Origin of the sequence: Mesorhizobium sp. M0768, from assembly GCF_040320195.1 — a bacterium.
Lineage (GTDB): Bacteria > Pseudomonadota > Alphaproteobacteria > Rhizobiales > Rhizobiaceae > Mesorhizobium.
In genome coordinates this window covers 113,622-127,182 of record NZ_JAMYPD010000013.1, presented here as the reverse complement: position 1 = coordinate 127,182, position 13,561 = coordinate 113,622, and the positions used below count along the sequence as shown (strand labels likewise).

The 13,561-nt window shown below is 63.9% G+C and carries 13 protein-coding genes; 4 read left to right on the top strand and 9 right to left on the bottom strand.

Annotation, left to right across the window (positions count from 1 at the left end):
- Positions 1–2 precede the first annotated feature (2 nt).
- The 9 genes from doeA to ehuR form a co-directional block, all read right to left on the bottom strand.
- Positions 3–1,181, bottom strand: a complete 1,179-nt coding sequence (gene doeA, locus NKI08_RS18325) for an ectoine hydrolase DoeA (protein WP_352501332.1) — start codon at positions 1,179–1,181, stop codon at positions 3–5.
- 38 nt (positions 1,182–1,219) lie between these two features.
- Entirely contained in the window at positions 1,220–2,212 is a 993-nt protein-coding gene (locus NKI08_RS18320) for a cyclodeaminase (RefSeq protein WP_352771274.1), read from the bottom strand.
- The gene (gene eutB, locus NKI08_RS18315; protein WP_352771272.1) at positions 2,209–3,201 is read right to left on the bottom strand and encodes a hydroxyectoine utilization dehydratase EutB; all 993 of its coding nucleotides are present in this window, start codon (positions 3,199–3,201) and stop codon (positions 2,209–2,211) included. Before eutB ends, NKI08_RS18320 begins: the two co-directional genes overlap by 4 nt.
- Positions 3,202–3,211: 10 nt before the next feature.
- On the bottom strand, positions 3,212–3,985 hold the full coding sequence (gene eutA, locus NKI08_RS18310) for an ectoine utilization protein EutA (RefSeq protein WP_352771270.1): 774 nt from the start codon (positions 3,983–3,985) through the stop codon (positions 3,212–3,214).
- Positions 3,982–4,641: an ectoine/hydroxyectoine ABC transporter permease subunit EhuD gene (gene ehuD / locus NKI08_RS18305; protein WP_352467665.1), complete on the bottom strand. Its 660-nt coding sequence runs from the start codon at positions 4,639–4,641 to the stop codon at positions 3,982–3,984. The genes eutA and ehuD overlap by 4 nt, the downstream gene beginning before the upstream one ends.
- 16 nt (positions 4,642–4,657) lie before the next feature.
- Positions 4,658–5,317, bottom strand: coding sequence for an ectoine/hydroxyectoine ABC transporter permease subunit EhuC (ehuC, locus tag NKI08_RS18300; protein WP_352473226.1), 660 nt, complete (start codon positions 5,315–5,317; stop codon positions 4,658–4,660).
- A 172-nt stretch (positions 5,318–5,489) separates the two neighbouring features.
- Complete coding sequence (ehuB, locus tag NKI08_RS18295) at positions 5,490–6,341, bottom strand: ectoine/hydroxyectoine ABC transporter substrate-binding protein EhuB (RefSeq protein WP_023677200.1); 852 nt, start codon at positions 6,339–6,341, stop codon at positions 5,490–5,492.
- Positions 6,342–6,406: 65 nt separating this feature from the next.
- Positions 6,407–7,192 carry an ectoine/hydroxyectoine ABC transporter ATP-binding protein EhuA gene (gene ehuA, locus NKI08_RS18290; protein WP_352683223.1) on the bottom strand — a complete coding sequence of 262 codons (786 nt, stop codon included), beginning with the start codon at positions 7,190–7,192 and terminating at the stop codon, positions 6,407–6,409.
- A 122-nt stretch (positions 7,193–7,314) separates the two neighbouring features.
- On the bottom strand, positions 7,315–8,700 hold the full coding sequence (gene ehuR, locus NKI08_RS18285; protein WP_352771266.1) for a MocR-like ectoine utilization transcription factor EhuR: 1,386 nt from the start codon (positions 8,698–8,700) through the stop codon (positions 7,315–7,317).
- A gap of 82 nt (positions 8,701–8,782) precedes the next feature.
- Here ehuR and NKI08_RS18280 point away from each other — a divergent pair, with 82 nt between their 5' ends.
- From NKI08_RS18280 to NKI08_RS18265, 4 genes are all read left to right on the top strand, one after another.
- Positions 8,783–9,274, top strand: a complete 492-nt coding sequence (locus tag NKI08_RS18280) for an Lrp/AsnC family transcriptional regulator (protein WP_352473224.1) — start codon at positions 8,783–8,785, stop codon at positions 9,272–9,274.
- Positions 9,275–9,401: 127 nt separating this feature from the next.
- A complete protein-coding gene (locus tag NKI08_RS18275; RefSeq protein WP_352771264.1) occupies positions 9,402–10,895 on the top strand; it encodes an NAD-dependent succinate-semialdehyde dehydrogenase in 1,494 nt (497 codons plus the stop codon).
- A gap of 35 nt (positions 10,896–10,930) precedes the next feature.
- Positions 10,931–12,310, top strand: coding sequence for an aspartate aminotransferase family protein (locus NKI08_RS18270; protein ID WP_352769471.1), 1,380 nt, complete (start codon positions 10,931–10,933; stop codon positions 12,308–12,310).
- A gap of 9 nt (positions 12,311–12,319) precedes the next feature.
- Positions 12,320–13,414, top strand: a complete 1,095-nt coding sequence (locus tag NKI08_RS18265; RefSeq protein ID WP_352771262.1) for an alcohol dehydrogenase family protein — start codon at positions 12,320–12,322, stop codon at positions 13,412–13,414.
- Positions 13,415–13,561 lie beyond the last annotated feature (147 nt).

Here is a 13,561-nt window from a genome sequence, read left to right as displayed (position 1 = left end):
GCTCAATTCTTCACCACCAGTTTGCGCGGCACATTCGCCAGGCACTCGACGCCCGTCTCGGTGATCAGGATGGATTCGGTGATTTCCAGCCCCATCGTCTCAAGCCACAAGCCGGTCATGAAATGGAAGGTCATACCGGGCTTCAACTCGGTGCGGTCGCCTGGACGCAGGCTCATCGTGCGCTCGCCCCAGTCAGGCGGATAGGAAAGCCCGATCGGGTACCCGGTGCGGTTGTCCTTGACGATGCCGTACCGCTTCAGCACCGCGAAGAAGGCGTTGGCGATGTCCTCGCACGTGTTGCCGGGCTTGGCGGCGGCAAGTCCCGCCTCCATGCCTTCCAGCGTCGCCTTTTCGGCATCGAGGAATTCCTGCGTCGGTTTACCAAGGAACACAGTCCGGGAAAGCGGACAATGGTAGCGGTTGTAGCAGCCGGCGATCTCGAAGAAGGTGCCCTCGCCCGATTTCATCGGCCGGTCGTCCCAGGTCAGATGCGGCGCCGATGCGTCGGCGCCCGACGGCAGCAGCGGCACGATCGCCGGATAGTCGCCGCCGATGCCGTCGACGCCGCGCGTGCCGGCATCGTAGATCTCGGCGACCAGGTCGCATTTGCGCATGCCGACCTCGATCTTGTCGACGATGCGCTGGTGCATCGCTTCCACGATGCGGGCGGCCTTGCGCATGTAGTCGATTTCGGTCGGGCTCTTCACCGCGCGCTGCCAGTTGACCAGTGCCGTGGCGTCGACGAAGCGGGCATAGGGTAAGTGTTTCTGCAGCGCTGCGAAGGCAGCGGCCGAGAACCAGTAATTGTCCATCTCGACGCCGATGCTGAGCTTGCCCCAGCCGCGATCGGAGAGCACGCTGGACAGAAAATCCATCGGATGGCGCTCGGTCGACTGCACATAGTGGTCGGCATAGCCGATGATGTTGTCGTGCGCGAGATAGGCGGTGCGCTTGGCGCCGTTGGCGTCCTGGCCGCGCCCGTACCACACCGGCTCACCCGACGGCGGCACGATGACAGCCTGGTGCACGTAGAACGACCAGCCGTCGTAGCCGGTCAGCCACGCCATGTTGGACGGATCGCTGACGACGAGCAGATCGACGCCCTTGGCCTCCATCGCCTTCCGCGTCTTGGCGAGGCGCTCCGCATATTCGCCGCGCGAGAATTTCAAATTGGGCTGCATTGTTCTTGGTCCTCGTTTGTTGGGCCTTGCGGCCAGCATCAGCTTTCGAAAATCGTACCGGTCTTGGCTGCACGCGCACGGTCGCGGGCGAGCGTGGCGATCGCCGTGTCCTGCACGCCGGTGCCGGTCAGGTCGGCAATGGTGATGTCGCTGTCCGAGCGCCGGCCATGCCTTTCGCCGGCGATGATGTGGCCAAGCTCGGTGATTTCGGCATCGGACGCCATCACGCCCGCCGCGATAGCATGGTGCAGTTCGCCCAGCCGGCGCGTCTGTTTGGCGCTATCGGCGACGTAGAGATCGGCCATGCGCAGGATCGCCGGCGCGATCTCGTTCTTGTGCTCGGCATCCGAGCCCATGGCAGTGATATGCTGGCCGGCGGAGACGAAGCCGGCCTTGATCAGCGGCTCGGTCGACGGCGTCGTGGTGACGATGATGTCGGCATCGGCCGCAGCCTTTGCCGCGTCGGGCTCGGCGTGAACGGCGATGCCCAGTCTTTCGGACAATGCGTCGGCCGCGGCTTCGGCCTTGGCGGCATCCCTTGCCCAGATGCGGGCTTTGGTGATCGGCCGCACCAGCATCAGCGCCTCGAGCTGCAGTCCGGCCTGAACACCGGCGCCGAAGATCGCGGCAACGGAGGAACCCGGCCGCGACAGATGTTTGGCGGCAACCGCGCCGGCCGCCGCCGTGCGGATGTCGGTGAGATAGCCATTGTCGAGCAGCAGCGCCTCGACCAGACCGGTTTTCGCCGACAGCAGCACCACCATGCCGTTGACGCTGGGCAAGCCGAGCTTCGGATTGTCGAAAAAGCCGGGGCTGATCTTGATCGCAAAACCGTCGATGCCCGGTACATAGGCGGTCTTGACGTCGACCTCGCCGCGATGCTCGGGAATGTCGAGCCGAAGGATTGGCGGCATCGCCACCGGCAAGGTGGCGAGCGCGCGAAACGCGTTCTCGACGCAGGCAACGGCATCGAGATCAAGCTCCACGATCTTGCGCAATTCAGCTTCGGTGAGGATCGTCATCCGGCTCATGCTGCGCTCTCCGCAATTGCTTCGCCGCAGATGATCTTGCGGTGCAGTGTCATATCGATGTTGCGGCCGGACAGCACGAGCACCGTCGGGCCATTCGCTTTGACCTTGCCGGCAAGCACGGCCGCGATGCCGACCGCGCCGGCGCCTTCGACGATCTCGCGCTCCTGCTCATAGGCATGGCGGATGCCGGCGGCGATCTCGTCCTCGCTGAGCAGGATCACATCGTCGAGCAGGTCGCGGCACATCGAGAAGGTCAGCCGGTTGTCGAGGCCGATGCCGCCGCCGAGTGAATCCGCCAGCGTCGGCAGTTCTTCGACCAAAACCGGATGTCCGGCGTCGAGGCTCGCCTTCATCGCCGCACCGCGCGCCATTGAAACGCCCACCACCTTTGTCGCCGGGCTGACGCCCTTGACGGCAGCGGCAACGCCAGCCGCCAGCCCACCGCCAGAAAGCGGCACCAGCACAAGGGCGGCATCAGGAACCTGTTCGATGATCTCCAGCCCGAGCGTGCCTTGCCCGGCGACAATGGCAGGATGGTCGAAGGGCGGCAGCATGATCAGCCCCTCTTCCGCGACCGCCCGTTCGACCTCCCGCTGCGCATCGTCCTGGCTGTTGCCGACGATGCGGATCCCGGCGCCGAGCCGGCGGATCTCGTCGAGCTTGTTCTGCGGCACCAGCCGCGACATGCAGATCGTCGCGTGGATGCCTTGCGATTGAGCAGCATAGGCAAGTGCCCGGCCGTGGTTGCCGGTCGAGGCCGCGACGACGCCGCGCGCCTTCTCCTCTGCTGTCAGCGAAGCGATAGCGTTCGAGGCACCACGCAGCTTGAAGGCGCCGGTGGTCTGCCGGTGTTCGAGCTTGAGATAAACAGGAGCGTCCAAGTGCTGGGAAAGACTCCGGGAAGGAACGGTCGGCGTACGCTCGACCTTGCCTGCGATGCGCTCGCGCGCGGCGTGGATTTCGGACAGGCTTATCCTGGACGTGGTCATGGCTCTGCAATCAGTTCAGCGGCAGCGTCATCAGACGGCCGAATTCAGGGCGCGGCTCGTCGTCGTCGCAAAGCCGCAGGCAATTCCAGGCCGTCGCCTGATTGCTGGTGACGACAGGACGGCCGATGGCTTCTTCCATACCGACAACTGCCGCCGCGGACCGCAGTGCCGTGCAGGAGACAAACAGCGCGTCCGAGTGTTCGGCCGTCGCCTCGCGAGCCAGATCGACCAAGGATTTCGGCGCAATCCGCGCCATCTCGCGATCATCCTCGAAGCCGAGGCAAGTGAAGCTGGCGATCTCGAAGCCATGCTCGGTGAAAAAGGCCGCCATCGGCCGGCTGGTCTCGATCGTATAGGGAGTGAGGATGCTGATCGTCCTGGCGCCCAGCGCCTTCAGGCCGCGCACCCCGGCCATCGGCGGCGTGACCACCGGCACGCCGGGCTTGGCGGCCTGCACCGCCGCCTCGATTTCGGCATCGCCGATCACGACGGAAGCTGAGGTGCAGGAATAGCAGATCGCGTCGAGCGGCTCGTCAGGAAGGATCAGGGCTGCGCCCGCCGTCAGTGACGGCTGCATCTTGCGCAAATTCTCCGGCGTCGTCGGGTTGGCGTAGGGAATACGCGCGACATAGACGCCGATACGATCGCTTGCCACCATGCGGCGAAAATCCGGTTCGCTCGTGTGGTCGGTGGCAAGGATGATCAGGCCTACCCGCTTTTCCAGCGGACGCGCGTCGAGCGCCGGCCGGGCCGAATGCAGGCGGATTTCGGGTGCAGCAATCATCGTTCGATCCGCCCATAACGGTGTTCCAGCCAGCGCAGCAGCACCACCGAGAACAGGCTGATGGCGAGGAAGAAGGCGCCGACCAAGGTGATCGGTTCGATATACCGATAATAGGTATTGGCGACGCTCTTGGCCTGGTTCATCAGTTCGAGCACGGTGATCGCCGACAGCAGCGGCGTCTCTTTGAACATGGCGATGAAATAATTGGCAAGCGCCGGGATCATCGGCGGAATTGCCTGCGGAATGATGATGTGCGTCCAGGTCTGGGTGGCGTTTAGATTGCAGGCCTTGGCCGCTTCCCACTGGCCGCGGGGCACATTGTCTATGCCGGCGCGGTAGACCTCGGCCGTGTAAGTGCCGTAATGCAGCCCGAGACCGATGACGCCCGCGACCAGCGGCGGCAACAGGACGCCAAAATCCGGCAGCACGTAGAAGATGAAATAGAGCTGCACCAACAGCGGTGTGCCACGGATGAACTCGGCAAGGAAACCGACGGTGCGCGACAGAGCCCTGTTCGGCGACCGGCGCGCCAACGCGATGCCCAGCCCGACGATCGCCGCCAGTACCGAGCCGAGCAGCGTCGCCAGGATGGTGATCTTCACCCCCTCGATCAGCGTCGGCAGGATCTGCCGGACAAAATCCCAATCCCATTCCATTATCAGGCCCGATCCATCATACGCGCACCCCGTCGAGGCCACGAGCCATGCGGCGTTCCAGCGACCGCACGCCCCAGGAGATGAGCAGCGCCAGGACGAAATAGATGACGAGGATGGTGCTGAACGGCACCAGAGTATTGCCGGTCTGCGAGCGCACCACCTGTGCCTGGAAGGTCAGGTCGGCGAGCGAGATCAGCGAAACGACGGCGGTGGCCTTGAGCAATTCAATGGCGTTGTTGCCGAAGGTCGGCAGCATCACCAGAAGCGCCTGCGGCAGGATGATATGGCGCATGGCTTGCCAGCGGCCGAGATTGAGGGCGGTACAGGCCTCATATTGTTCGCGGCCGATAGACTTGATGGCGCCACGCACCACTTCCGCCGCATAGGCGCCGACATTGAGGCCCAGCGCCAGCACCCCGGCCTGCAGCGGCGTCAGCGAAATGCCGGCAATGGGCAGCACGAAATAGGCCCAGAACAGCTGCACAAAAATCGAGGTGCCGCGGAAGAACTCGATATAGGCGGTGGCCAGCGCCCGCAGCACGAAAAACCGCGACAGCCGCCCCAGCCCGGCGAGAAAAGCCATGATCAAGGCCAGCACCGACCCCATCAGCGTCAGCTCGATGGTGACAAGCGCTCCTTGCAATATCAGGCCGAAATAGCCGGACCATTGGGTCATTAGGGCTAAGCGTTTCCTCGCTTGGTGATCATTACAGAACGCCGGCGCCGCCCCTCATCCGCCTGCCGGCACCTTCTCCCCGTTATAGGGACGGGGAGAAAGGTGAAGCTCCAGCGTTGGCGCCCCCCTCTCCCCATTTTTGACGGGGAGAAGCTAGGGTGAGCGGCACTTTTTACTTCGCCGAGCAGAGCTTGTCGCGGCTCGTCGACATTGCCGCCGCCGCCGAGAAGCCGTAAGGCTCGATGATCTTGGCGAACTCGCCGGACTTCTTCAGTTTCGCCAGCTCGACATCATAGGCGTCGCGCAGCGCTTCGTCGCCCTTCTTGAAGGCCGCGCCGTCGCAATAGACCGGCGCACCGACCACCGGCGCGATGACTTCGAGGTTCGGATCATTGGCTTTCTTGACCAGGTCGTTGATCGACAGCACGGGCAGCGAATAAGCATCGATGCGGCCGTCCTGCAGCATCTTCAGGCCGCTCTGGCCGTCCGGCACGACGATGACGCGCTCGCGCGGCACACCTGCGGTGAGCGCCAGCTTCTCTTCAGTGCCGCCACCCGGCGCGCCGATCGTGGCGCTCGCGTCCTTCGCGACGTCCTCGTAGCTCTTGAAGCCCTTCGGGTTGCCCTTCTTCACCAGCATCGCCTCGGCGTCGCACAGCACCGGTTCCGAATAGGCGACCGCAGCACAACGTTCCGGCTTCATGAACAATCCGGCGGTGACGACGTCGAAACGGCCGGCCTGCAAGCCGGGGATCATGGCGCCATATTCCGAGATCGAGGCGACGATATCGTTGACGCCAAGGCGTTTGAAGATTTCACGGGCAACGTCAGGCGCCGCACCCGAAACCTTGCCGTCGGCAGCGACCGCCGTATAGGGCGGCTCGTTGGCGATGGCGACGCGGGCAAAGCCTTGCGCCTTGAGCTCTTCGAGCTTGCTGTCGTCGGCCGAGCCGGCCGTCGAGGCGGCCAGCACCGCCGTCAGCGCAATACCGGCGACGCCGGCCAAAATGGCAAATTTCTTCATTGTTCCCAACTCCTTGTTTGTCTGTCTTCTTGGCTTGCTTGAGGCGTTGCCGCCTCGCATGGCAGTCAGACCCGATGTCCGGCCGCAATGATCTTCTTCAGGAAACCTTGCGTGCGCTCCTGTTTGGGATGGCGGAAAATCTCGTCGGGCTTGCCCTCCTCGACTATTCTGCCGCGATCGAAGAACAGCACCCGGTCGGCGAAGTCATGGGCGAAACCCATCTCGTGGGTGACCAGCAGCATGGTCATGTCGGTCTCGGCGGCGAGCTTGCGCATGACGTTGAGCACCTCGTCGACGAGCTCAGGGTCGAGCGCCGAGGTGACCTCGTCGAACAGCATGATTTTCGGCGACAGCGCCAGCGCCCGCGCAATCGCGACGCGCTGCTTCTGGCCGCCTGAAAGCTGCGCCGGCATCGCTTTGGCCTTCTCGACCATGCCGACCATGTCGAGCAGTTCCATCGCCCGCTTTTCGGCGGCGGCCCGCGGCACGCCTTTGGTCAGCATCGGTGCCAGCGTCACATTGTCGATGACGCATTTGTGCGGAAACAGATTGAACAGTTGGAAGACCATGCCGATCTTCTGGCGCATCTTTGCCAAATGCCGTTCATCGGCCGTCAGCAGCCGGCCGTTGCGCTCCATGTGGTACAGCTGTTCGCCGTCGACTTGGATGTGGCCGCTGTCGATACGCTCTAGCGTCATCAGGATGCGCAGGATCGTCGTCTTGCCCGAACCCGACGGGCCGATCAGTGCCAGCTTCTCGCCGGGCATGACTTGCATCGAGAGGCCGTCCAGCACCTTGAAGGTGCCGAAGCTTTTCGAAATGCCGTCGATCTTGATGATGGGCGCCGACAATGAATTTCCCGTGCTGGAGAAGCTATGCCTTTAACGATGCGGATCGCGGCAAATCATGTCAATCAAGAAAATAATATCATGACAATATTCCGAACTCCGCACAATTCCCCGCCATTTGTTGCCTAGATGGCAAGCAGGAGATGCTCGGGATCGCCGAGCAGAAGCTTGGTGACAACGCCGAGACCGGCACGCAGTTCCCCCTCCGTGGTCGAGCCCAGCGAAATCCGTACGGCGGGATGCCAAGGCATCTGCGAAATGCGAAACGACGTACCGGGCGCAATCGCCACGCCCTGCAGGCGCGCCTGGGACACAAAGCTTTCCTCGCCGCGATCCTCGGGCAGCCGCAGCCAGACATGCAGCCCGTCGCGATGAGCCCGATAATCCACTCCGGCAAGCACCTCGGCGGCTATGTCCAGACGCCGCCGCAAAGCCAGGCGCTGCCATCGCACGAGTTCCATCGCGGTGCCGTCGGTCACCCATTTGGTGGCGATCTCGGCCACCAATGGCGTCGCCATCCAGTTCGAGACGAGATGGCGATTGGCGACCGCGGCGACATAACGATCGGGCGCCGCGAGATAGCCGATGCGCAGGCCCGGCACCACGATCTTGGTAAAGGAGGTGACGTAGAGCGTGCGCTCGGGGGCAAACGCCGCGACCGGCGGCGGACGGTCCTCGACCAGCGGGCCGAGCACGTCGTTTTCGATAATGGCGATGTCGTGCCTGCGCGCCACCGCAGCGATCTGCTCGCGCCGGGCGGCATCCATCAGCGTTGCCGTCGGGTTGATCACCGAGGGCTGCACGAACACGGCGCGGATGTCGGACAGCCGGCAGGCCTCGTCGAGCACTTCCGGGATCAGCCCATTGTCGTCGATCGGCAAACCCTCGAGGTTGAAGCCGAGATAACGCGCCAGCGGGATCAGCGTGTGGTGGCCGATCGCCTCGGTGGCGACGGTCGAACCGGGCGGCGCTACGCTCATCAGCGCTACCGTCATACCGGCGGTGGCGCCGTTGGTCAGGCTGATGTTCTGCGGCGACGCGTCGAGGCCGCAGAGCCGCAGCCACTCGACACCCACCGCACGGTGGCGTGGGAACACCATGTTCGGCCTGAACGACAGCGCCGAGCTCGACGGCAGGTTTTCGGCGAGCCAGCCCAGTGCCTGCCTCAGCCGCTCCAGATGCATCGGTTCGCAGACCGGCTTCAGGATGGAGAGGTCGATGACCTCGCCCAGCCGCTCCGGCAGATAGGGCGGCTCCGGCTCGCGGCGCTGCGTCTGCACGAAGCTGCCGCGGCCGACCTCGCCGGAAACCAGCCCGCGGCGGATCAGCTCCTCGTAGGCGCGGCTGACCGTCTGCACGGAAAGTTGCAGATCGTCGGCCAGTTGCCGGTGCGTCGGCAAGCGCGCGCCATTGGCCAGGCGCCCGTCATGAATGGCGCGCGCGAACTGGTCGGCCAGCGATTGATAGGCCGGCCGCCGGATAAGAGCGGGATCTGGTCGCCAAAATGTCATGACTTATTAGAGATCGAAATCAGTGCAATTGACAATCGAAATAATGCGCCGTCATGGTGTCCGGCACCGGAAGTGGGCGATCATGGCTGCAGCGAAACTCGATCCGATCGATCTGAAAATACTCGACGCCATCCAGCGCGACGGGCGCATCACCAAGCTGGCGCTGGCCGAAAAAGTCGGCCTGTCGCCGACGCCGTGCTGGATGCGGCTGCGCAAGCTGGAAAAGGCCGGCATCGTCTCGGGCTACCATGCCAGGATCGCCATGCGCGCCATCTCGCCGGTCGCTACCGTGCTGATGGAGGTGACGCTTGCCAGCCACCGCCAGGCCGATTTCGACCGTTTCGAGCGCGTCATCCGCGACATTCCCGAGATCGTCGCCTGCTGGTCTGTCGGCGGCGGCGTCGATTACCTGCTGAAGGTGATGGCGCGCGACATCGACGCCTATCAGCGGCTGGTCGACACTCTGCTCGAACGCGAGATCGGCATCGACCGCTATTTCACCTATATCGTCACCAAGACGGTGAAGGAGGAGAGTGTGCTGCCGGTGGCGGACCTGTTGCCGGCATCTTCCTGATACCGGAGAGATCGTCTGCGCGCTCGGTGCAATAGAGACAATCTCTCTACGTGCAGGCACGCAAACAGCCTCTCTGTTTGCGCGGCAGAGATAGTCTTGCGGCATCACCCGAACCGGGAGCCCGATGATGTCCGCACATTTTGCCCGCTCGCAGCGCCATGAAGCACTTGACCGCCTCGCCGACCGACGGCTGCTGCGCGAACTCGCCTATGTCGCTGGCCACTGGACGGCGAGCGAGACCGCGGAGAGTTTCGAGGTGACCGATCCGGCCACCGGATCCACCGTCGCTTTCGTTGCCGCGCTCGATGCCCGGCAGACGACATTGGCGATCGATGCGGCATCGCGCGCCTTTCCTGCCTGGCGCGCATTGCTGCCGCAGGAACGGTCGAAAATCTTGCGAAAATGGTTCGATCTGATCGTCGCCGCCAAAAATGACCTGGCCCTGCTGATGACGCTCGAACAAGGCAAGCCGCTGAAGGAATCGCGCGGCGAGATCGACTACGCAGCCTCTTTTGTCGAGTGGTATGCCGAGGAGGCCAAACGTCTCAACGCCGAAAGCGTCACCAGCCATTTGCCAAATGCCGAGATGGTGGTGCGACGCGAACCGCTCGGTGTCATCGGCGTCGTCACGCCGTGGAATTTTCCAGCGGCCATGCTGACCCGCAAGGCGGCTGCCGCCCTTGCCGCCGGCTGCACCATCGTCGCGCATCCTTCCTCGGAAACGCCGCTGTCGGCACTGGCGCTGGCCGAGCTTGGCGAACGTGCCGGCCTGCCGGCTGGCGTGTTCAACGTCCTCACCGGCAGGGCTTCGACCATCGTCGGGCGGATGTGCGAAGACCCGCGCGTTCGCGCCATGAGCTTCACCGGCTCGACCGAGATCGGCAGGCTGATTGCCGCGCAAAGTGCGCCGACGATGAAGCGTCTGGTGATGGAACTTGGCGGGCATGCGCCGCTGATCGTCTTTGCCGACGCCGATCTCGACAAGGCGGTGAGAATAGCCGTCGACGCCAAATTTGCCACCTCCGGCCAGGACTGCCTCGCCGCCAACCGCATCTATGTCCAGCGTCCGCTCTACGATCGGTTCTGCGCTGCTTTCGCCAAACGCGTCGAGGCATTGCGGACCGGCAATGGCCTCGCTGAGGACACCGAAATCGGACCCTTGATGCACGAACGCGCCGTCAAGAAGGTCGAGGAGCAGGTGGCCGATGCGCTCGCCAAAGGCGCGCGTTGCCTGACCGGCGGCAAGCGCCATCCTGCCGGGCCGCTGTTCTACCAGCCGACGCTGCTGGCCGATGTTGACGACGACGCCCTGATCATGCGCGAGGAGACCTTCGGTCCGGTTGCGGCCGTGACGCCCTTCGACAGCGAAGAGGAAGTCGCCGCCCGCGCCAATGCCACCGAGTACGGCCTGGTCGCCTATGTCGTCACTGAAAACGGCGGCCGGCAATTGCGCATGGGCCGCGCGCTCGACTATGGCATGGTCGCCATCAATCGCGTCAGGATCACCGGCGCGCCGATCCCGTTCGGCGGCGTCAAGCAGTCCGGCATCGGCCGGGAGGGCTCGCGTCACGGGCTCGAAGCCTTTACCGATCTCAAATATCTCTGCCTGGACGTGGCCTAGAACCGCGCCCGACACTTTTCCTCAGGAGTAAAAAGATGCTCGACCAGTCAAACGAACTCGCCGCCTGGGACCGCGATCACTTCTTCCATCCCTCGACCCATATGGGCACGCATGCACGGGGTGAATCGCCGACCCGCATCATCGCCGGCGGCGAAGGCGTCACCATCTGGGACAATAACGGTCGCAAGAGCATCGATGCTTTCGCCGGCCTCTACTGCGTCAATGTCGGCTATGGCCGTCAGAAGATCGCCGACGCCATCGCCGCACAGGCCAAGAACCTCGCCTATTATCACGCCTATGTCGGGCACGGCACCGAGGCGTCGATCACGCTTTCCAAGATGATCATCGACCGCGCGCCGCAGGGCATGTCGAGGGTCTATTTCGGGCTCTCCGGTTCCGACGCCAACGAAACCAACATCAAGCTGATCTGGTACTACAACAACGTGCTCGGCCGGCCGGAGAAGAAGAAAATCATCTCGCGCTGGCGCGGTTATCACGGCTCCGGCATCATGACCGGATCGCTGACCGGCCTCGACCTGTTCCACAACGCCTTCGACCTGCCGCGTGCGCCGGTCCTGCACACCGAGGCGCCCTACTACTTCCGCCGTGCCGACCGCTCGCTGAGCGAGGAGCAGTTTTCGCAACACTGTGCCGACAAGCTCGAGGAGATGATTCTCGCCGAAGGGCCGGAGACGGTCGCCGCGTTCATCGGTGAGCCTATCCTCGGCACCGGCGGCATCGTGCCGCCGCCGGCCGGCTACTGGGAGAAGATCCAGGCGGTGCTGAAGAAATACGACGTGCTTCTGGTTGCCGACGAGGTCGTCACCGGCTTCGGCCGGCTGGGCACCATGTTCGGCTCCGACCACTACGGCATCAAGCCCGACCTGATCACGATCGCCAAGGGCCTGACCTCGGCCTATGCGCCGCTGTCAGGCGTCATCGTGTCAGACAAGGTCTGGCAGGTGCTGGTGCAGGGTTCAGACAAGCTCGGCTCGCTCGGTCATGGCTGGACCTATTCGGCGCATCCGATCTGCGTCGCCGCCGGCGTCGCCAACCTGGAACTGATCGACGAGATGGACCTGGTGCGGAACGCCGGCGAGACCGGCGCCTATTTCCGCGCCGAGCTGACGAAAGCCGTCGGCGGCCACAAAAACGTCGGCGAGGTGCGCGGCGACGGCATGCTGGCGGCGATCGAGTTCGTCGCCGACAAGAACGATCGCGTATTCTTCGACGCCTCGCATAAAATCGGGCCGCAGGTCGCGACCACCCTTGCGGCAAGCGGCGTCATCGGCCGGGCCATGCCGCAGGGCGACATTCTCGGTTTCGCGCCGCCGCTCTGCCTGACGCGGCAAGAGGCCGATATCGTCGTGTCGAGGACGGCCGACGCGGTGAAGAGCGTGTTTGCAAATATCTGAAGAGCCGACATGAATGCCATGACCAAGACCCTCCCCGCCACCATGGCCGCCGTGCAACTGATCGGGCACGGCGGACCGGAAAAGCTCGTCTACCGCACCGACGTGAAAGTGCCCTCGCCCGCCCGGGGCGAGGTGCTGGTCAAGGTCACCGCTTGCGGCATGAACAACACCGACGTCTGGGTGCGCCAGGGCGCCTATGGAACGGAGGAGGATGCCGCCGCTGTGTCGACCTGGCGTCGTCGGGGCAATACGCTGAGCTTCCCGCGCATCCAGGGCACCGACACGGTCGGCAACATCATTGCCGTCGGCGACGGCGTCTCGCCGACCCGCATCGGCGAGCGGGTGATGGTCGATTTCTCCATCTACAATCGCGACGACGATTCACTCGCCGACATCGACTATATGGGCCACGGCCGCGACGGCGGCTATGCCGAATATCAGGCGGTGCCGGCAGAGAATGCCCATGTCGTCGATACCGATCTCAGCGATGTCGAGCTTGCCACTTTCTGCTGCGCCTATCTCACCGGCGAGCAGATGTTGGAACGCGCCGCATTGAAAGCCGGCGAGCGTGTGCTTGTCACCGGCGCCTCTGGCGGCGTCGGCTCCGGCATCGTGCAGCTGGCGCGGGCGCGCGGCGCCATTCCCTATGCGGTTGCCGGCAAGGGCAAGGAACAGGCCGTGCGTGAGATCGGCGCCGAGGCGGTGATCACCCGTGGCGTTGCCGATCTGCCGGCCGCCGTCAGCGCGGCGACCGGCGGGCGGCCAATCGACGTGGTCGCCGATCTGGTCGGCGGCGCCATCTTCAATGACCTCTTGCGCATCTTGAGGCCCGAAGGCCGCTACACCACGGCCGGCGCGATCGCCGGCCCGGTCGTCCAGCTCGACCTGCGCACCATGTACCTGAAACAGCTCCAACTGCATGGCTCGAGCCAAGGCACGCGGGCGGATTTCCGCCGCATCGTGCGTTACATCGAGGACAAGAAAATCCGGCCGCTGGTCGGCGGCGTCTACCGGCTCTCCGATTTCCACCGTGCACAGGCGGATTTCATCGGCAAGGATTTCGTCGGCAAGCTGGTGGTCGTACCGGATGCGGCCGCCAAATAGCGCGTCGACCACAAACGCCTATGACAGGCTCGGGCCGTTCGCGGACGCGGTGAGGTCGAGCGCCACATCCAAGCAGCGTTTTCGTGATGGCTTTGTTTATCTGAATGAGCAAAACCCATTCTGATTTGGCTGCACGCCGGCAACAAG

Coding starts and splice junctions, on each gene's coding strand:
- NKI08_RS18270 (WP_352769471.1), top strand. CDS start 10,931: ATGCTCGACCAGTCAAACGAACTCGCCGCCTGGGACCGCGATCACTTC.
- ehuC (WP_352473226.1), bottom strand. CDS start 5,317: ATGACCCAATGGTCCGGCTATTTCGGCCTGATATTGCAAGGAGCGCTT.
- eutB (WP_352771272.1), bottom strand. CDS start 3,201: ATGACCACGTCCAGGATAAGCCTGTCCGAAATCCACGCCGCGCGCGAG.
- eutA (WP_352771270.1), bottom strand. CDS start 3,985: ATGATTGCTGCACCCGAAATCCGCCTGCATTCGGCCCGGCCGGCGCTC.
- ehuR (WP_352771266.1), bottom strand. CDS start 8,700: ATGACATTTTGGCGACCAGATCCCGCTCTTATCCGGCGGCCGGCCTAT.
- ehuB (WP_023677200.1), bottom strand. CDS start 6,341: ATGAAGAAATTTGCCATTTTGGCCGGCGTCGCCGGTATTGCGCTGACG.
- NKI08_RS18265 (WP_352771262.1), top strand. CDS start 12,320: ATGAATGCCATGACCAAGACCCTCCCCGCCACCATGGCCGCCGTGCAA.
- NKI08_RS18320 (WP_352771274.1), bottom strand. CDS start 2,212: ATGAGCCGGATGACGATCCTCACCGAAGCTGAATTGCGCAAGATCGTG.
- doeA (WP_352501332.1), bottom strand. CDS start 1,181: ATGCAGCCCAATTTGAAATTCTCGCGCGGCGAATATGCGGAGCGCCTC.
- NKI08_RS18275 (WP_352771264.1), top strand. CDS start 9,402: ATGTCCGCACATTTTGCCCGCTCGCAGCGCCATGAAGCACTTGACCGC.
- ehuD (WP_352467665.1), bottom strand. CDS start 4,641: ATGGAATGGGATTGGGATTTTGTCCGGCAGATCCTGCCGACGCTGATC.
- NKI08_RS18280 (WP_352473224.1), top strand. CDS start 8,783: ATGGCTGCAGCGAAACTCGATCCGATCGATCTGAAAATACTCGACGCC.